This is a genomic window from Paraburkholderia hiiakae (assembly GCF_904848665.1).
GTDB lineage: Bacteria > Pseudomonadota > Gammaproteobacteria > Burkholderiales > Burkholderiaceae > Paraburkholderia > Paraburkholderia hiiakae.
Genome location: NZ_CAJHCQ010000003.1, coordinates 1 through 19,389, shown reverse-complemented (window position 1 = coordinate 19,389; position 19,389 = coordinate 1). Strand labels below are relative to the sequence as shown.

Annotated in this window: 16 protein-coding genes; 1 reads left to right on the top strand and 15 read right to left on the bottom strand. The window is 64.4% G+C overall.

What is annotated here, in order from left to right; all coding sequences use genetic code 11:
* Positions 1–109: 109 nt before the first annotated feature.
* The 15 genes from JMY28_RS07190 to JMY28_RS07120 all read right to left on the bottom strand — a co-directional run bounded on the left by JMY28_RS07190 (position 110) and on the right by JMY28_RS07120 (position 18,015).
* Positions 110–1,897: an acyl-CoA dehydrogenase C-terminal domain-containing protein gene (locus JMY28_RS07190; protein ID WP_201695238.1), complete on the bottom strand. Its 1,788-nt coding sequence runs from the start codon at positions 1,895–1,897 to the stop codon at positions 110–112.
* 69 nt (positions 1,898–1,966) lie between these two features.
* Positions 1,967–2,566 (bottom strand): TetR/AcrR family transcriptional regulator, encoded by a 600-nt coding sequence (locus tag JMY28_RS07185; RefSeq protein WP_028206015.1) that lies wholly within the window; start codon positions 2,564–2,566, stop codon positions 1,967–1,969.
* A gap of 281 nt (positions 2,567–2,847) precedes the next feature.
* A complete protein-coding gene (locus tag JMY28_RS07180) occupies positions 2,848–4,236 on the bottom strand; it encodes a phospholipase D-like domain-containing protein (RefSeq protein ID WP_201695237.1) in 1,389 nt (462 codons plus the stop codon).
* A gap of 7 nt (positions 4,237–4,243) precedes the next feature.
* A complete protein-coding gene (gene nudB / locus JMY28_RS07175; RefSeq protein ID WP_201695236.1) occupies positions 4,244–4,747 on the bottom strand; it encodes a dihydroneopterin triphosphate diphosphatase in 504 nt (167 codons plus the stop codon).
* A 148-nt stretch (positions 4,748–4,895) separates the two neighbouring features.
* Positions 4,896–6,701, bottom strand: a complete 1,806-nt coding sequence (aspS, locus tag JMY28_RS07170) for an aspartate--tRNA ligase (protein WP_201695235.1) — start codon at positions 6,699–6,701, stop codon at positions 4,896–4,898.
* A gap of 64 nt (positions 6,702–6,765) precedes the next feature.
* Positions 6,766–7,407 (bottom strand): DUF502 domain-containing protein, encoded by a 642-nt coding sequence (locus tag JMY28_RS07165; protein ID WP_201695234.1) that lies wholly within the window; start codon positions 7,405–7,407, stop codon positions 6,766–6,768.
* Between the two features lie 98 nt (positions 7,408–7,505).
* Complete coding sequence (locus JMY28_RS07160; RefSeq protein ID WP_201695233.1) at positions 7,506–7,865, bottom strand: FmdB family zinc ribbon protein; 360 nt, start codon at positions 7,863–7,865, stop codon at positions 7,506–7,508.
* Positions 7,866–8,083: 218 nt separating this feature from the next.
* Positions 8,084–8,734 carry a methyltransferase domain-containing protein gene (locus tag JMY28_RS07155; protein WP_201695232.1) on the bottom strand — a complete coding sequence of 217 codons (651 nt, stop codon included), beginning with the start codon at positions 8,732–8,734 and terminating at the stop codon, positions 8,084–8,086.
* Between the two features lie 27 nt (positions 8,735–8,761).
* Positions 8,762–10,339, bottom strand: coding sequence for a ubiquinone biosynthesis regulatory protein kinase UbiB (gene ubiB, locus JMY28_RS07150; RefSeq protein ID WP_201695231.1), 1,578 nt, complete (start codon positions 10,337–10,339; stop codon positions 8,762–8,764).
* Positions 10,340–10,357: 18 nt separating this feature from the next.
* Complete coding sequence (locus tag JMY28_RS07145) at positions 10,358–10,993, bottom strand: ubiquinone biosynthesis accessory factor UbiJ (protein WP_201695593.1); 636 nt, start codon at positions 10,991–10,993, stop codon at positions 10,358–10,360.
* Between the two features lie 163 nt (positions 10,994–11,156).
* Positions 11,157–12,176, bottom strand: coding sequence for a Tim44 domain-containing protein (locus JMY28_RS07140; RefSeq protein ID WP_201695230.1), 1,020 nt, complete (start codon positions 12,174–12,176; stop codon positions 11,157–11,159).
* A gap of 36 nt (positions 12,177–12,212) precedes the next feature.
* Positions 12,213–12,944 (bottom strand): bifunctional demethylmenaquinone methyltransferase/2-methoxy-6-polyprenyl-1,4-benzoquinol methylase UbiE, encoded by a 732-nt coding sequence (gene ubiE, locus JMY28_RS07135; protein ID WP_201695229.1) that lies wholly within the window; start codon positions 12,942–12,944, stop codon positions 12,213–12,215.
* A 90-nt stretch (positions 12,945–13,034) separates the two neighbouring features.
* Entirely contained in the window at positions 13,035–13,448 is a 414-nt protein-coding gene (locus JMY28_RS07130) for a gamma-butyrobetaine hydroxylase-like domain-containing protein (RefSeq protein ID WP_201695228.1), read from the bottom strand.
* Between the two features lie 45 nt (positions 13,449–13,493).
* Entirely contained in the window at positions 13,494–13,919 is a 426-nt protein-coding gene (locus JMY28_RS07125) for an HIT family protein (protein WP_201695227.1), read from the bottom strand.
* Positions 13,920–13,959: 40 nt separating this feature from the next.
* The gene (locus JMY28_RS07120; RefSeq protein ID WP_201695226.1) at positions 13,960–18,015 is read right to left on the bottom strand and encodes a DUF3683 domain-containing protein; all 4,056 of its coding nucleotides are present in this window, start codon (positions 18,013–18,015) and stop codon (positions 13,960–13,962) included.
* Between the two features lie 549 nt (positions 18,016–18,564).
* Here JMY28_RS07120 and ilvA point away from each other — a divergent pair.
* Positions 18,565–19,389: threonine ammonia-lyase, biosynthetic (gene ilvA, locus JMY28_RS07115; RefSeq protein WP_201695225.1), on the top strand; the 825-nt coding region annotated here is incomplete at its 3' end.

The window sequence follows — 19,389 nt, the reverse complement described above, 5'->3', positions numbered from 1 at the left end:
ATGCAATGTCGAGCGGATTGAAGTGTGAGGGCGGCGTGCCTCAACGGGCGCCGCCTCTGGACGTCGTGTTGACCGGGCGCGCCCTTGAAAAGCGCGCGCCCGTTGGCTTTTAGAACAGCGCTTCGTCGACTTCCATCAGCGTCTTCGAACCCGCGCGCGCCTGGCGGATCGAGGTAGCCGTTTCGGGCAGGAGCTTGGCGAAGTAGAAACGCGCCGTGGCCAGTTTCGACTTGTAGAACGGATCGCCCGAGCTTTCCTTGTCGAGCGCGATGCGCGCCATGCGCGCCCAGAAGTACGCGAACACGAGGTGGCCCGCCGTGCGCAGATACGGCACCGCGGCCGCGCCCACTTCGTCGGGGTTCTGCATGGCCTTCATGCCGATTTCCATCGTGAGCTTTTGCATCTTGTCGCCGATGTCGGCGAGCGGATTCACGAACTCCTGCATTTCCGGCTTGATGCCTTCGGCTTCGACGAAGTCGGTCACGAGCTTGCCGAACTTCTTGAGCTTCGCGCCCATGTCGCCCAGCACCTTGCGGCCCAGCAGGTCGAGCGACTGGATCGTGTTCGTGCCTTCGTAGATCTGGTTGATACGCGCGTCGCGCACGTACTGCTCCATGCCCCACTCGGAGATAAAGCCGTGGCCGCCGTACACCTGCATGCCGAGGTTGGTGCTATCGAAGGCGTTGTCGGTGAGGAAGGCCTTGATGATCGGCGTGAGCAGCGCGACGAGGTCGGCCGCTTCCTTGCGCTCGGCTTCGTCGCCGTGCGAGAGCTCCTTGTCGATCTGGAGCGCGGACCAGTAGGTGAAGGCGCGCGCGCCTTCGGCCCAGGCCTTTTGCGTGAGCAGCATGCGGCGCACGTCCGGATGCACGATGATCGGGTCCGCAGCCTTTTCAGGCGCCTTCGGGCCGGTCAACGCGCGCATCTGCAGGCGCTCTTTCGCGTACGTGAGCGAATTCTGGTAAGCCACTTCGGTGAGACCGAGACCTTGCATGCCCACGCCCAGACGCGCGGCGTTCATCATCACGAACATGGCGTTCAAGCCCTTGTTCGGCTCGCCGACGAGCCAGCCCTTCGCGCCGTCGAGATTCATGACGCAGGTGGCGTTGCCGTGAATGCCCATCTTGTGCTCGATCGAGCCGCACTTGATGCCATTGCGCTCACCGACTTCACCCGCTGCCGTGGGGATGAACTTCGGCACGACGAAGAGCGAGATGCCTTTGGTTCCCGGCGGCGCATCCGGCAGGCGCGCGAGCACGAGGTGGATGATGTTCTCGGCCATGTCGTGCTCACCGCTCGAGATGAAGATCTTCGTGCCGGTGATCGCGTACGAGCCGTCGCCGTTCGGCTCGGCCTTCGTGCGCAGGATGCCGAGGTCGGTGCCGCAGTGCGGCTCGGTCAGGCACATCGTGCCGGTCCACACGCCTTCGACCAGCTTCGGCAGATAAGCCTTCTGGAGTTCGGGCGTGCCGTGTGCATGCAGACACTCGTAGGCGCCATGCGAGAGACCCGGGTACATGGTCCACGCCTGGTTCGCCGAGTTCAGCATTTCATAGAGCGCGTTGTTCACGAACGCGGGCAGCCCCTGGCCGCCGTATTCGGGATCGCAGCCGAGCGCCGGCCAGCCGGCTTCGACATATTGCTTGTACGCTTCCTTGAAACCAGTGGGCGTGGTGACCACGCCGTCGCCGGCGTAGGTGCAGCCTTCACGGTCGCCGACCTGGTTCAGCGGAAACAGCACCTCGGAGCAGAATTTGCCGGCTTCTTCGAGCACCTGGTTGATGGTGTCGGCGTCGAGGTCGGCGTGCTTCGGCATCTGCTTCACTTCGCCTTCCACGTTCAGCAGTTCGTGCAGCACGAACTGCATGTCGCGCAGCGGCGCGGTGTACTGTCCCATGTCTTCTCTCCAAAATTTGAGCTTCGGGTCCCTCGCGCGCCGCCGCGACTCCGATGTTGCAGCCAGGCGCTACTGGGTCTCGCTCTGATACGAAACAATCAGCTTCTCGAACGCGGCCCACGTATGCTCGACCGCGTCCGGCAGATGCAGGAAGCGGCCGTCATGATGCAGGCCGAGCGTCACGCTATACAGTTCGAAGAGCATCAGCGCGGGATCGGTCTCCTTGCGCAAATGGCCTTCTTCAATTGCCTGCGAAATGGCCCTCAGGAGCGCCGCGCGCCACATCGACACGCTCGCGACCAATGTCTCGCGCACCTGGCTGTCCGCGCGGTCGTCGTACTCGACGGCGCCGCTGATGTAGATGCAGCCGGTCGTGACTTCGTGAATGCGCTTCTCGAACCATCGCGACAGCATCGCACGCAGACGCGGCAAACCGCGTGGCTCGCGCAAACTCGGAAAGAAGACTTCTTCCTCGAATCGACGGTGGTACTCGCGCACCACCTCGACCTGCAGGTCTTCCCGAGACCCGAAGTGAGCGAAGACGCCACTCTTGCTCATCTGCATGCGCTCGGCGAGCAGGCCGATGGTCAGTCCTTCCAGTCCATCGCGACCTGCCAGGTCGAGTGCTGCATCCAGAATGGCGGCTCGTGTCTGTTCGCCTTTTCGCATAGCTTTCTTTACCGTAACGATGTGGCCGCGATGTAGCCGTCAACTGCTCATTAACTGCTTACATCTAGGCCTGAATTAAATCGAACGGCCGTACTATTGTTGAGGACAGCCGTCCGCGAAACAAGGACTTTATTAGAAACCGATTTCTAACCGGTACTCTAATTTCCGGGGTTCGTGCGCCGCGCACAAGCCGACATTCTCTCGATTGCACGCGCGCTGATTCGTATGGCAGGCGCATCGCGCCGAGGGGCCGCGGTGGGGCTTACGGCAGCGTTCTCGTTCTAGTCGTAGCCGCCTACCGTGATGAGCTTCATGAGCGCGCGATAGAACGCCCATGCGAGCCAGTTCACGCCGCGCACGTGCCACGGCCGCGCCTCGTAGCGCGCGCGGTCGATCTGCGCGGCATCGCCGAACGCCGTGAGAATCTCCTCGCGCAACTGTTCGATCTGCGGATGCTGCACGAGCAACACGTTGGCCTCGTTGTTGAGCACGAGGCTGAGCGCATCGAGGTTCGAGGAACCCACCGTGCCCCAGCTCGAATCGACGACGGCCACCTTGCCGTGCAGCATCGTTTTCTCATACTCAGCAATCTGCACGCCCGCGCTCAGAAGCTGGTGATAGAGGAATGGCACTCCGTAGTCGAGCACCTTGAATTCCTTTCGTCCGACCAAAAGCCTGACGGCCACGCCGCGTTCCGCGGCGCTCACAAGCGCGCGCCGCAACCGCCGGCCCGGCATGAAATACGGATTGGCGAGCAGCACTTCCTTGCGCGCCTCGCCGATGGCGTCGAGATAAGCCTTTTCGATGGCGCGCCGGTTGACCACGTTGTCGCGCGCGACGAACGCCACGCACGGCACGTCCGCCGTGCGCGGATCGCGCACGCTCGCGCGCAGACGCTCGCGCAGACGCGTGAAGAAGCGCTTCGCACGAGGCGAGCGCACGGTGGGCGCGAGCGCGCGCAACGCGTCGTCGACGATCTGCGTGGGGCGCCCCACCGTGTGGCCGGTGGGATGCGGCGACATGAAGCCCGCGCTCGCGGGCACGCCGGGCGAAAGCTGCTGCGGCAGCGGCGGCCGGTAGCCGAGACGGATACGCCGCCACTGCTGCTCGATCGCAAGGCGCACGTCCACGACCACGGGCCCGTGCAGTTCGACGGCGAAATCCCAACGCGGATACGGCAGCCTGTAGCCGTCCTGCTCGAAATCGTCGATCACGTTGATGCCGCCGCAATACGCGAACTGGTCGTCGATCACGGCGAGCTTGCGGTGCGTGCGCGAAAAACCGAAGCGCCCGAAGATATGCGGGTTGTAGACGCGGTGCTCCACGCCGGCGCCGGGCCAGGTCTCGAAGAGCGCAATACGCGGTGAGCCAATGCCGTCAGTGATGACGCGCACGCGCACGCCGCGCGCCGCCGCGCGCACGAGCGCATCGGAAAGCGCGCGGCCGATATCGTCATCGCAAAAGATGTAGGTTTCGAGCGCAACGTCGCGCGTGGCGGCGTCGATGCGTTCGATCATCGCGCCGAACAGTTCGGCGCTCGATTCGAACAGGCGCACGTCGTTGCCGCTCGTGAAGCGATAGCGCGAACGATAGCGCCGGCCAAGCAGCGCCTCGCGCAGCCTCACCACGCGCTGCGATTCAATGCCGGGATCGGTACTGGTTTCGCTCATGTTCGGCTCACCCGCGTCCCTCACTTCCTTCGCGCCCTTCGCGTCCCTCGCGTAGCCGCTCGGGCAGTTGCAGAATGGCCTCGCGGTTCGACCACGAGAAGCACTTCGCCGCCGCCTGCTCGTAGGGCAGCCACACATAAGCCGTATGCTCGCGCGGCGCGAGCGTGACGACTGTGCCCGTGGGCACTTCCAGGCTGAACCAATGCTCGGTGTTGCGCGTAACACCCGGCGCATAGCGATGGCGCCACACGGGATAGATTTCGTACTCGATCTCGTGATGCCAGTCGAGCAGCGCCGACGGCGGAACGCCCACCGCGCCGACAGCAATACCCGTCTCTTCGCCCACCTCCCGCATGGCGGTTTCGGCGAACGGTTCGTCGTGCCGGTCCTTGGAGCCTGTGACCGACTGCCAGAAACCGGGCCGGTCGGCGCGTTCGATGATCAGGACCTCCAGTTGCGGCGTATGAATGACGACGAGTACGGATTCCGGAATCTTCGGCGGCTTCTGCATGGTGATGGAGCTGGGGAGGAACGCGCGCTGCGCGCTTGCGGCGCGTCTAAAGGTAATTTAACGCAAAAAGCAAAAAAGGCGCACGATGCGCCTTTTCTGTTGTTGCGATGCAAAAGCCCTGGCGGGCCTTCGCAGCAGGAGGTGTAGCTTACTGCGCCGTCTTCTGCTCGGGTTGACGCAGACGGATGTGCAGTTCGCGCAGCTGGCGCTCGTCCACCGGGCTCGGCGCCTGCGTGAGCAGATCCTGCGCACGCTGCGTCTTCGGGAATGCGATCACATCGCGGATCGAGTCGGCGCCGGCCATCATCGTCACGATGCGGTCCAGACCGAACGCGATACCACCGTGCGGCGGCGCGCCATACTGGAGCGCGTCGAGCAGGAAGCCGAACTTCGCGCGGGCTTCTTCCGCATTGATCTTGAGCGCGCGGAACACCTTGCTCTGCACGTCTTCCTGATAGATACGCACGGAACCGCCGCCGATTTCCCAGCCGTTCAGCACCATGTCGTAAGCCTTAGCAAGGCAGCGGCCCGGATCCGTTTCGAGGTATTCCAGGTGCTCGTCCTTCGGGCTCGTGAACGGGTGGTGGGCAGCCACGTAGCGGTTTTCTTCCTCGTCGTACTCGAACATCGGGAAGTCGATCACCCACAGCGGCTTCCAGCCCTTCTCGACCAAACCGTTGGCACGACCGAACTCCGAATGGCCGATCTTCAGGCGCAGCGCGCCCAGGCTGTCGTTCACCACCTTCGCGCGGTCGGCTGCAAAGAAGATGATGTCGCCGTCTTGCGCGCCGGTGCGCTCGAGGATAGCGGCGATCGACGCGTCGTGCAGGTTCTTGACGATCGGGCTTTGCAGACCGTCGCGGCCCTTCGCGACTTCGTTGATCTTGATCCAGGCGAGGCCCTTCGCGCCGTAGATGCGCACGAATTCCGTGTAGCCGTCGATGTCACCGCGCGAGAGTTCGCCGCCCTTCGGCACGCGCAGCGCCGCGACGCGGCCGTCCTTGCTGTTGGCCGGCGTGCTGAACACCTTGAAGTCCACGTCCTTGACGGCGTCCGTCAGTTCCGTGAATTCGAGCTTCACGCGCAGGTCCGGCTTGTCCGAGCCGAAGCGGCTCATGGCTTCCGAGTAAGGCATGACCGGGAACTTCGCTTCGAGCTCGACGCCGATCGTTTCCTTGAACACATGACGCGCCATGTCTTCGAACAGGTCACGGATTTCCTGCTCGCCGAGGAACGACGTTTCGCAGTCGATCTGCGTGAATTCGGGCTGACGGTCAGCGCGCAGGTCTTCGTCGCGGAAGCACTTGACGATCTGGTAGTAGCGATCGAAGTTCGCCACCATCAAGAGCTGCTTGAAGAGCTGCGGCGACTGCGGCAGCGCGAAAAACTGGCCTGCGTTCACGCGCGACGGCACGAGGTAGTCGCGTGCGCCTTCCGGCGTGCTCTTCGTGAGCATCGGCGTTTCGATGTCGATGAAGCCGAGCGCGTCGAGATACCTGCGCACGGCCATCGTCACGCGATAGCGCAGACGCAGGTTGTGCTGCATCTGCGGACGGCGCAGGTCGAGCACGCGATGTGTGAGGCGCGTGGTTTCCGAGAGGTTGTCGTCGTCGAGCTGGAACGGCGGCGTGACCGACGCGTTGAGCACCACGAGCTCGTGGCAAAGCACTTCGATCTTGCCGCTCGTGAGGTTGGCGTTGACCGTGCCTTCGGGACGATTGCGAACGAGACCCTTCACCTGCACGCAGAACTCGTTGCGCACGTCTTCGGCGGCCTTGAACATTTCCGCGCGGTCCGGATCGCAGACGACCTGGACGAGGCCCTCGCGATCGCGCAGGTCGATGAAGATGACGCCGCCGTGGTCGCGGCGCCGCTGCACCCATCCGCACAGCGAAACAGTTTGGCCCAGCAGCTGTTCGGTCACCAGACCGCAGTATTCAGATCTCATCGACATGATGTTCGTCTTTCGTTATGCATGAATGAACGGGAGCGGCGCGTGCAAGCGCGTCGTCCGGTATTTAAAGCGGAGGATCGATGGGGCGGCGTGGAGAGGTTGTCGGCGCGACCACGCCCATCGAAACAATATACTTGAGCGCGGCGTCGACGGTCATGTCCAGCTCGACCACCTCGCTCTTTGGCACCATCAGGAAAAATCCCGACGTGGGATTCGGCGTAGTCGGGACATACACGCTCACGTGATCTTCCCGCAGGTGGTTGACCACGTCGCCGCCCGGAATGCCGGTGAGAAACGCGATCGTCCACGAACCCTTGCGCGGGTACTCGATCAGGAGTGCCTTGCGAAATGCGTTGCCGTTGCTCGAAAGCAGTGTATCGGAAACCTGCTGGATGCTGCCGTACAGCGGTCCGATGATCGGAATGCGGCGCACCAGGGCGTTCCACCACTCCACCAGCTTCTGGCCGATGAAGTTGTGCGTGAGCAGACCGACCCCGAAGATGAACGCGAGCGTGAGCACCGCGCCAAGACCCGGCAGGCGCACGCCGAACATGCGCTCCGGCCGCCACGATTCGGGCAGCAGCAGTAGCGTCTGATCCATCGTGCCGATCACGAGGTTCAGCACCCACAGCGTGATGGCCAACGGCACCAGCACCAGCAGGCCGGTCAGGAATACCGATTTGAACGTCGCTTTCTTGATCGTCATGTACACCGCCAAACGCGCCGCGCGCGGCATACGGGCTGCCGGCGCGGCTTCGGCGCGGCGCGTGTCCCCGGGAATGCAGGAATCGCGCCGCAGGTTTTTCAGGTCGAGGCCGCCGGACTGGGCGTGCTCGCTGGGGTGCTCGCGGCGGGCGCGGCCGCGCTCGAATCGCTGGAGGCGCTCGCGGCGCCCTCGCCGGCCGGCTTGCTGCCCTCCGACGACGATGCGTTTTCGCCCGCCGCCTTCGCGCCGGTCGCCGCACCGCTCTTGGCGCCGTTCCCGCCGCGGAAATCGGTGACGTACCAGCCCGAACCCTTCAGCTGGAAGCCCGCTGCGGTAACCTGCTTGCGAAATGTGTCCGCGCCGCAGCTCGGGCACTGCGTCAGGGGCGCATCGCTCATCTTTTGGAGCACGTCCTTGTCGAAGCCGCACGACTCGCAGCGATAAGCGTAGATCGGCATGATCTCTATCCTGATGAAAATCTGATAATTGCTTGCAAAGCCTTGAATTATAGCCGCAAACCAACATCGCCCCTGGCATTTACCGGGCTTGGGTGTCCAGCGGGGAGGGTTCGAGGGTCGCGACCGCCTCAAGTCACATGAGGGCAGGTTGCGCGCACATCAAGAGCGCGCGCGGCGATGCAAGGCGGCGAGCGCATGGCGCGCCCGCCTGACATAGCTCAAACGTGCGACGGCGCGACGTCGTTGCGGCGCCACACGAGCCAGCGTTCGCGCCCGACGAACACGGGCAGCGAGTCGGCCACAGGCTGATCGTCGGCCAGCGTGAAATACGGCGTGAGCAAGGCGTCGAGTTCGTCACGTGCGATGGCGAACGGTGGCCCCTTGGGCGTTTCGCCGATGAAGAAGTAGCCCGCCAGCAGCGCGCCGGGCTGCAACAGTTGGGCCATGCGCGCGGCGTAGCTCGCGCGCTGCGCCTTGGGCAGCGCGCACAGGAAAGCGCGCTCGAACACCCAGGCTGGCGCGAACGGCGGCGTGTAGGCGTAAAAGTCCGCCTCTTCGACGACACCGGCGTACTGCCCCAGCGCCGCGCGCGCGCTCGCAACCGCGGCCGGCGCGAAGTCGATGGCGCGCACCGTGCGGCCGCGCTCGGCGAGCCAGCGCGCTTCCCAGGCGTTGCCGCAGCCCGGAATCAGCACCGCGGCCTCAGGGTGCGCGGTGGCGAAGGCTTCAAACTGGCGCTGCACGCCCGCCTGGTCCCACGGCGTGAAGCCGCGCTCGAAGCGCTCGTCCCAGAACGAGGGCGACGCCGGGTCGCGGGTTTCGAATTCGGGCGCTTCGCCCGGTTGCGGCGGCAGGGTCGGGTCGCTCATCGTCTCACTCCTTGCTCTCGTGGTCAGTCAGCCGCCGTAGGCGAATGCGAGCCACACGCGCGCCGCCACCATGCCCACGCCCACGGCCACGCCGAACACAAGCAGGCCCTGCAGCAGGCGGTTCGTGCGGCGTTGCTCGGCGAGCATCGCGCGGATTGTCTCGTCGTTGGCGAAACCGCCCGGCTCCTGGCGGTGCAGCAGCGCCTGGTGCACAAGACGCGGCAATTGCGGCAGCGTCTTGCTCCATTGCGGCGCTTCGATCTTGAAGCGCTCGTACCAGCCGCGCAGGCCGATCTGCTCGGTCATCCAGCGCTCGAGATAAGGCTTCGCCGTTTTCCAGAGATCGAGTTCCGGATCGAGCGAGCGCCCAAGGCCTTCGACGTTGAGCATGGTCTTTTGCAGCAGCACGAGTTGCGGCTGAATTTCCACGTTGAAGCGCCGCGAGGTCTGGAACAACCGCAACAGCACCTGGCCCAGCGAAATGTCCTTCAACGCCCGGTCGAAATACGGTTCGCACACGGCGCGAATCGCGCTTTCCAGCTCTTCCACGCGCGTATTGGGCGGCACCCACCCCGACTCGATATGCAGCGTCGCCACGCGGTGATAGTCGCGCTTGAAGAACGCGAGAAAGTTCTGCGCGAGGTAGTTCTTGTCGAAGTCCGACAGCGCACCGACGATGCCGAAATCGAGCGCGATATAGCGGCCGAAATGCGCGGGATCGAGGCTCACCTGGATGTTGCCGGGATGCATGTCGGCGTGAAAGAAACCGTCACGGAACACCTGCGTGAAGAAGATCTCCACGCCCTCGCGCGCGAGCTTCGGAATGTCCACGCCCGCCGCGCGCAACTTGTCCACCTGGCTGATCGGCACGCCGACCATGCGCTCCATTACGAGCACGTTGGCCGTGCTGAATTCCCAGTACATTTCCGGCACGAGCAACAAGTCGAGGCCCGCGAAATTGCGGCGCAACTGGCTGCCGTTGGCGGCCTCGCGCATGAGGTCGAGTTCGTCGTGCAGGTACTTGTCGAATTCGGCCACCACTTCGCGCGGCTTCAGGCGCTTGCCGTCGGCCCACAGGCGCTCGGCCCACACGGCGATGTCGCGCAGCAGCGCGAGGTCCGAATCGATCACCGGACGCATGTTCGGGCGCAGCACCTTCACCGCCACCGGCTTGCCCGCGTGCTGGCCGGACTTCACCTTGGCGAAGTGCACCTGCGCAATCGACGCGCTCGCCACCGGCACGCGCTCGAACTCGTCGAAAATCGCATCGACCGGCGCCCCCAGCGATTTCTCGATCAGGCCGATCGCGACGTTCGAATCGAACGGGGGCACCTGGTCCTGCAGTTTCGCAAGCTCGTTGGCGATATCGGGCGGCAGCAGGTCGCGGCGCGTGGACAGCACCTGGCCGAATTTCACGAAGATCGGGCCGAGGCTTTCCAGGGCGAGACGCAAGCGCAAGCCAGGCGGGTCGTCGAAGCGACGGCCGATCGTGGTGATGCGCAGGAGCAGCGCCACACGCCGGTCGTTGATCCGGCTCAACATCATCTCGTCCAGGCCGAAGCGGATGACGGTGAAGAAAATCTTGAGAAAACGCAGAAAACGCATGTCTGGGGGGCCTGTTGACTAGCGCGAGCCGTGCGGCGCAGCGCTCTGGCTCCGGCCGCCGGCCTGTGATTTTTGTTCGAGTCGCTCGATGCGTTTCTCCACGCGCGCCAGCGCATCGCGTGCGCGCGACAGCTCTTCATTGAAGCCGTCGAGCTCTGCGCACCGCACAAGCTGTGGATTTTCGTCGAGCAGATATTCCGTGACCGAGCCGAGCACGTTGCGGCCGGTGCGCAGCGCCTGCTCGCCTGCGGCGCGCGCGAGCGTGGCGATGCGTGAAGCCGGCGCGTCGCCGATCAGTTTCGCGAGGTCCTCTTCGGGCTCCCAGCGCAGATGCTCGGCGAGCTTGCCGATGACCTGCGCGAACTCGGCATCACCCTCGATCTTGACGTGCTTCATGACGGCCGCCTGGCCGCCCTGCACGAACCACGAGAGCGCGCCCGCGGGCAGCGAAAGCGTCACATCGACGTCGCCCGCATCGTGGTCCTCTACCGCTGCCAGATAGCCGTCCGGCTGTACGAGCAGCGTAAGCACGACAGGCGGGCATGTGAGGCGCGCCGTCTTGCCGGCATACGGGGCGAGACGCTCACGTGCCCACGTTTCGCGGGCAAGCAGGTGATTGACGGCAGCAGCGAAGGGCTTGGCGGCAAGAGTCATCGGCATGGAATAAGAAAACCCGCACGGGCACAAGCCCGGGCGGGTTCCTATTGTAACGTTCGAGCCGTCGGATCGCGCCGCCACCCTGCCCGGTGCTGCGGCTGGCTGGCGCAGCACTCCATGATCTTTATCAAATCACGAAGCGCACCGCCTCCTTGCGAACTCAGTGAGATTCGACCTGTTGGATACCCGCGAGCAGCCAGCCTTCGCCCGACGTGCGCGACTTCGAGAGATTCCACACCTCGACGAACGGCTCGGCCGGCGCGCCCGCGGCCTCGCGAATCAGGCCGGAGAAACGCACGCTCGCAAGATGATCGCTGCCGCGGTCTTCCACGCCGAGCAGGTCTGCGTTGAGCTGCACGACGTCGGTCTGGTTGGGCTGCGCGCCGCGGCTCGCGAGATCGACGCGGATCTCGGCAAACATCTCGGGCGTCGTGAATTCGCGGATGTCGTCCATGTTGCCGGCGTCCCACGCGGCCTGCAGGCGCACAAAGTAGACCTTCGCGTTGCGCACGAAAGCTTCGGTGTCGAAGCCAGCCGGGACGGCGGCCGGCGTATCGATGCGCGGCGTGCTGACCGGATTGGCTTCAGGCGCGAGGTACTGCCCCGTGGGCGGCGCGGTATAGCGCGGCTCCTGCGGCTGATATCCGCCCGACGACTGGTTCAGGTTGGTCGACGAGCCGTACCCGCCACCGGTCTGGTACGCGGGTTCCACGGCACGGCGGCGGCCCATGAACTTGCGGATCAGCCAGACGGCGACAAAGGCGATGATCGCGATCACGATCATGTTGGCCATCATGCCGGCAAACGCCTCGCCAAGACCGAAGTGCGAAAGCAGCGCGGCGATGCCGAGACCAGCTGCGAGGCCCGCGATAGGCCCAAGCCAGCGGTTGCGAGCCGGTGCGGCCGCGGGCGTGGGCGCCGGCGTACCGGGCGCTCGTTGAGCGCCGGCCTGCTGCGCGGGATTCGTGGGACTGGGCTGGGCGGGCGGCGGCGTGGTGCTGCGCTGCGAGGCCATCGACGACTGATTGCCGAAACTGCGGCCGCCACCCATGCGGCGAGCCTCGGCATCGAACGACGCGAGACTGCCAGCGATCATCACGCCGGCGAGGGCCAGAACGCCAATTCGTCTGGCCCACGATGTTGAAAGCTTTTTGGAAGCATCGATTCGGGGCTCAGACATAATGAAAATTCCTTTAAAGACAGTGATTTGGGAACACTAATACTTTGTGCCGACGTGTAAGGCTACCACGCCAGCTGACAAATTGTAATATTTGACGGCATCGAGGCCGACTTGTTCCATCATCGTCTTGAGTGTTTCCTGATCCGGATGCATGCGGATCGATTCCGCGAGATATTGGTAGCTGTCCGCGTCCTGGGCAAAGCGCCTGCCAAGCCACGGCAGCACCTTGAACGAATACACGTCGTACGCTTTCTTAAGCGGCTCCCAGACCTTCGAGAATTCGAGCACCAGCACGCGGCCGCCCGGCTTGAGCACCCGGCGCATCTCGGCGAGCGCGGCGTCCTTGTGCGTCATGTTGCGCAGTCCGAAAGCCACGGTCACTACGTCGAAGTAGTTGTCGGGAAAGGGAATTTTCTCGGCGTCGCACAGGAGCGCCGGCGTGATCACGCCGTTGTCGATGAGGCGGTCGCGGCCCACGCGCAGCATCGACTCGTTGATGTCGGTGTGCCAGACTTCGCCCGTCGGGCCCGCTTTCTTCGCGAACGCCATGGAAAGGTCACCCGTGCCGCCCGCAATGTCGAGCACCTTCGCGCCCGGCCGGATGTTCGCCTGGGCGATCGTGAACGTCTTCCACGCGCGGTGCAGCCCGCCCGACATCAGATCGTTCATCAGGTCGTAGTTCGAGGCAACCGAGTGAAACACGCCGGCCACCTTCTTCGCCTTGTCCTGTTCGTCGACTGTCTGATAGCCGAAGTGGGTTTTGCTCATCGCGCTCGTCCTTTCGCGGAAGGGTGTTCTATTGAGTTGCTGCGCCGCGTCTGTCAGAGAAGCGGCGGGGCTGGATCGTAACAGGAAGCGTCAGTGGCAGTGGCCGTGCGCGGCAGGGGGCGCCGCCATGGGTGCGTCGCGCTCGACGCCCGCCGCTTTCAGTTTGGCGAAATAGTCCGCCCAGAGTTCGTCCTGGCGCGTGGCGAACTCGTAGAGCTGGTCCCACGAATAGATACCGGTGTTGTGGCCGTCGGAGAACGTGGGCTGCAGCGCATAGTTGCCGACACCTTCGAGCGCCGTGATCGTCACCTCGCGCTTGCCCGTCTGCAGTGTTTCCTGGCCGGGGCCATGACCGCGCACTTCCGCCGAGGGCGAAAACACTCGCATCAGCTCGAAAGGCACGCGGTAGCTCTCGCCGTTCGCATACTGGAGTTCCAGCACGCGCGAGACGGCGTGCACCACGACGCCGGTCGGCACCGGCGTATCGGATTTCAATCCACTCATGATCGTTCCTGCTGTTGGACGCCCACCGCCCGGCCTGCCCAGGCCTTAAGCCTGCTCCATTTCCTGGCGCACTGCGTCGCGCAGTAACGTGGCCTGCGCGCGGCGCTGGCCCAGCATCGCCTCGGACACCGTGCGCTGGCGCGGGGCCCAGACAGGCAGCGGGAAATGCGCGTCGTTAGTGAAGCGCGGAATGACGTGCCAGTGCACGTGCGGCACCTGGTTGCCAAGGCTCGCCAGATTCACCTTCGAAGGGTGCATAACGCGGCGCAGCGCACGCTCGACGGCGTACACCGCGCGCATCAGATGTTCCCGGTCGGCCGCGCCCAGGTCCGAGAATTCGGCGACGTGCGCATTCCAGATGACCCGGCAAAAGCCGGGATAGTCGGCCTCGGCAGTCGCGACCACGACACGCATGCGCTCGTCCTGCCACAGCACATCGCCGCCTTCCTCACTGCAGAATACGCATGTCATCGTCGTCCCCGACCCGTTCACGGAAAATTGAGCGCTGCCATTAGACCAGCACGCGCTCGATTCCGCCATTGTTCGCGTTCTGAACGTAGTCCGCCATCCAGTTTTCGCCAAGCTTGTGTCGGGCGATTTCCACCACGATGTAGTCGGCTTCGATGTTGGCGTCTTCGTTGTACCGCGACAGACCCTGGAGGCACGACGGGCAGCTCGTCAGAATCTTGACGTCTTGCGTCGTACCCTGCCCGCCCGCTTCCTGCTGCGTTGCAGGCTGCACCCCGTTCGCGCCGCTTATGCCAGTCGCGACGATCGGAATGCCGCGCAGCTTCGCCGCGCCCTTGCGGATTTCCTCTTCCTTGCGAAAGCGCACCTGCGTCGAAACGTCCGGGCGCGTGACGGCCAGTGTGCCCGATTCGCCGCAGCAGCGATCGTTCTTCTCGATCTTGTAGCCGTCCTTTTCAGAACCCATCAGTTCGTTGACGAGCTTGACCGGATCCATCGTCTTGATCGGCGTGTGGCACGGGTCGTGGTACATGTAGCGCGTGCCCGTCACGCCGTCGAGCTTGATGCCCTTCTCCAGCAGGAACTCGTGGATGTCGATGATGCGGCATCCCGGGAAAATCTTGTCGAATTCATAACCGGCCAACTGGTCGTAACACGTGCCGCACGACACCACGACGGTCTTGATATCGAGGTAGTTGAGCGTGTTTGCCACGCGGTGGAACAGCACCCGGTTGTCGGTGACGATCTTCTCGGCCTTGTCGTACTGGCCCGAGCCGCGCTGCGGATAGCCGCAGCACAGGTAGCCCGGCGGCAGCACCGTCTGCACGCCCGCTTCCCAGAGCATGGCCTGCGTCGCCAGCCCCACTTGCGAGAACAGACGCTCCGAGCCGCAGCCGGGGAAATAGAACACCGCCTCCGAATCGACGTTCGTCGTCTTCGGGTTGCGGATGATCGGCACGACCTTGTTGTCTTCGATGTCGAGCAGCGCGCGCGCCGTCTTCTTCGGCAGGTTGCCCGGCATCTTCTTGTTCATGAAGTGGATCACCTGCTCGACCACGGCCGGCTTGCCCGTTGTTGCGGGTGGATGCGCCGTCTGCTTCTTCACGAACTTCTTCAGCACGTCGTTGCCAAGGCGCTGCGCCTTGTAGCCCACGCCCATCATCGCGGTGCGCGCGAGATTGATGGTCTGCGGGTTCGTGGCGTTGAGGAAGAACATGCCCGCTGCGTTGCCCGCGTTGAACTTCTTCTTGCCCATCTTGCGCAGCAGGTTGCGCATGTTCATCGTCACGTCGCCGAAGTCGATCTTCACCGGGCACGGCGTCACGCACTTGTGGCAGACCGTGCAGTGGTCGGCCACATCGTTGAACTCGTCCCAGTGCTTGATCGACACGCCGCGGCGCGTCTGCTCTTCGTACAGGAACGCCTCGACCAGCAACGAGGTCGCGAGAATCTTGTTGCGCGGGCTGTAGAGCAGGTTCGCGCGCGGCACGTGGGTCGCGCACACCGGCTTGCACTTGCCGCAGCGCAGACAGTCCTTCACCGAATCGGCAATCGCGCCAATGTCGGACTGCTGCATGATGAGCGACTCGTAACCCATCAGGCCGAACGACGGCGTGTAGGCGTTGCGCAGGTCGGCGCCTTCGAGCAGCTTGCCCGCGTTGAAGCGGCCATGCGGATCGACGCGCTGCTTGTAGGCGCGGAACTCGGCGATCTCGTCCTCCGTGAGGAATTCGAGCTTGGTGATGCCGATGCCGTGCTCGCCCGAGATCACGCCGTCGAGCGAACGCGCGAGCTTCATGATGCGCGCAACCGCGTGGTGCGCGTCCTGCAGCATCTCGTAGTTGTCCGAGTTGACCGGCAGGTTCGTGTGCACGTTGCCGTCGCCGGCGTGCATGTGCAGCGCCACGAATACGCGGCCGCGCAGCACCTTCTTGTGGATCGCCTGAGTCTCGTCGAGGATCGCCTTGAATTCGCCGCCGTTGAAGATCTTGCGCAGTTCCGCGCGGATCTCCTGCTTCCACGAGATGCGCACCGTGCGGTCCTGCGTCACGTGAAAGACGTTGGCGTCGCCTTGCACGTCCACACGGTCGGCGAACTTCTCCGCCAGCGACTCGTAACCGAGCTGAACGAGGTAGTGCTGCGCCTCGCGCAGCGACAAGTCGAGCTTCTCGCCCACGAAGGTCCAGCGCTCGCGCACGCGCTTGAGCAGGTCGAGCGCCTGCTGCACGCGGTCTTCGAGCAGTTCCGCGGAGGGAATCTCGTTCGCGTCGTCGGTCTTGCCGAGCGGCAGCTTGCCTGCCTTGAAGAACACTTCGAGCGCGTCGACCAGTTGCAGCTTGTTCTTGATCGACAGTTCGATGTTGATGCGCTCGATGCCGTCCGTGTACTCGCCCATGCGGTTGAGCGGGATCACGACGTCTTCGTTGATCTTGAACGCGTTGGTGTGCTTGGCGATCGCGGCCGTGCGGCTGCGGTCGAGCCAGAAGCGCTTGCGCGCCTCGGCGGACACCGCGACGAAGCCTTCGCCGCTCTTGCCGTTGGCCATGCGGATGACTTCCGAGGTCGCGGTGGCCACAGCATCGGCGTCGTCGCCGACGATATCGCCGATCAGCACCATTTTCGGAAACGCGTTGCGCTTGCTCTTGGTCGCATAGCCCACGGCGCGCAGATAGCGTTCGTCAAGGTGCTCGAGGCCGGCGAGAATCGCGCCGCCCCGCTTCGACGTTTCGAACAGGTAGTCCTTGATCTCGACGATGCTCGGAATCGCCTCGCGCGCCTGGCCGAAGAACTCCAGACACACCGTACGCGTATGCGCGGGCATCTTGTGCAGCACCCAGCGCGCGGACGTGATGAGCCCGTCGCAGCCTTCCTTCTGCACGCCCGGCAGGCCGGCCAGGAATTTATCGGTGACGTCCTTGCCGAGGCCTTCCTTGCGAAAGCGCTTGCCTTCGATATCGAGCGACTCGGTGCGCAGCAGCTTTTCGCCCGGGGCGTATTCGCCGTCGAACCACTTCAGCTCGAAGCGCGCCACGGGAATGTCGTGAATCTTGCCCATGTTGTGGTCAAGACGCGTGACTTCGAGCCAGTTGCCCTGCGGGTCGACCATGCGCCACCAGGCGAGATTGTCGAGCGCCGTGCCCCACAGCACGGCCTTCTTGCCGCCCGCGTTCATCGCGACGTTGCCGCCGATGCACGACGCATCGAGCGAGGTCGGGTCCACGGCGAACACGAAGCCCGCGGCGTCGGCGGCCTCGGTCACGCGGCGCGTGACCACGCCCGCCCCCGAGAAAATGGTCGCGACCTTGCGGTTCACGCCCGGCAGGTCGGTCATCTCGACAGGCCCGAGCTGCTCGAGCTTTTCGGTGTTGATGACGGCCGAGAACGGCGTGAGCGGCACCGCACCGCCCGTGTAGCCCGTGCCGCCTCCGCGCGGAATCACGGTGAGGCCGAGTTCGAAGCAGGCCTTGATGAGGCCGGCGATTTCGGCTTCGGTATCGGGCGTCAAGACGACGAACGGATATTCCACGCGCCAGTCGGTCGCGTCGGTCACGTGCGAAACGCGCGCAATGCCGTCGAAGCGGATGTTGTCCTTCTGCGTGCGCTTGCCCAGCACCTTGACTGAGCGGCGGCGCAGGTCGGCCATCTTCTCGAACTCGCCCCCGAAGGCGTCGATGGCGCGGCGCGTGGCGCCGACCAGTTTTTCCACGCGCGCGGCGCGGTCCACGCCTTCCTTGTCCGCATGCTCGTGCAGGTCGGCGCGGCGGCGCTTTTCGATTTCGGCGAGGCGGTGATTCAACGCCTCGATCAAGAGCGCGCGGCGCTTCGGGTTGTCGAGCAGGTCGTCCTGCAGATACGGATTGCGGCGCACGACCCAGATGTCGCCCAGCACCTCGTAGAGCATGCGCGCCGAGCGGCCGGTGCGGCGCTCCGCGCGCAGCTCGGCGAGCGCGTTCCACGCCTCTTCGCCAAGCAGGCGGATGACGATTTCGCGGTCCGAAAAGGACGTGTAGTTATAGGGAATCTCGCGCAGGCGCGGTTCGATATCGGCGGCCACGGCGGCGGCGGCGCCGTTAGGATCGAAAACTTGAGGTGCGTTCATGGTTGGACGACTCTTTGAGTCAGCCCCGCGCACGGCTCGCGGCCAGTACGACGGATGCTGACGGGGCGCGTGGGGCGCTATTCTGAAATCGTGTCCGCCTGTGGCTGGCTGCGGACGAAAGGGGTGGGGAGGCACATGGCGGCAACGCTCACACCGATGGTTCCCCGGCGCTCGGATTTAGCGACACGATCGTGCGTGGCGGGCGTGCCACTGCGCCGCCGGGCGGGTCACGCGCCGTGCGGGCATCAAATGGGCTGTCCGAGGTTGCCAGTGCATCATCCGATCCTTGTTTCGAAAAACGATTTTACCGCATGATCCGCGCCCGCGCTGACGCGGCGTGGGAACTTGGTGAACACATAAGATTCACTTGCGTTGACGGGTGATTCGCGCAAGATTGCGCGCGCTTTGACGATGATTTGCCTTCCGGCCGGTCGGCGAATAGCGCCACCGCGTCGAGCACCGGCTGCCTGAGCGCGCCGCCAGAGCGGGAGCCGTTGGCGCTATCATTTACGCTTTCCCGCCCTAAACCCGCGCCCGGCGCGTCCTCGCATGGCCTCCCACGACGATTACCTGAAGACAATCCTCACCGCCCGCGTCTACGACGCCGCCCGCGAGACCGAACTCGAGCGTGCCCCGAACCTCTCGGCGCGCCTGCGCAACGCCGTGTTCCTCAAGCGCGAGGACAACCAGCCCGTGTTCTCCTTCAAGCTGCGCGGCGCCTACAACAAGATGGCGCACCTCACGCCCGCGCAACTGGAGCGCGGCGTGATCACCGCCTCCGCGGGCAATCACGCGCAGGGTGTGGCGCTTTCGGCCGCGAAACTGGGCGTGAAAGCGGTGATCTGCGTGCCGGTCACCACGCCGCAAGTGAAGGTCGATGCGGTGCGCGCGCACGGCGGCGCGACCGTCGAGGTCGTGCAGGCCGGTGAGTCGTACAGCGACGCCTACGCCCACGCCGTGCGCCTGCAGGAAGAGCGCGGCCTGACCTTCGTGCATCCCTTCGACGATCCCTACGTGATCGCCGGCCAGGGCACCGTGGCGATGGAAGTGCTGAGCCAGCATCAGGCCCCGATTCACGCGATCTTCGTGCCGATCGGCGGCGGCGGGTTGGCGGCGGGCGTGGCGGCCTACGTGAAGGCCGTGCGCCCCGAGATCAAGGTGATCGGCGTGCAGACCGACGATTCCTGCGCGATGGCCCAGTCGATCAAGGCGGGCAAGCGCGTGGAACTCACTGAAGTCGGCCTGTTCTCGGACGGCACCGCCGTGAAGCTCGTGGGCGAGGAAACCTTCCGCCTGTGCCAGGCATATCTCGACGAAGTGCTGACAGTGGATACCGACGCCCTGTGCGCCGCGATCAAGGACGTCTTCCAGGAC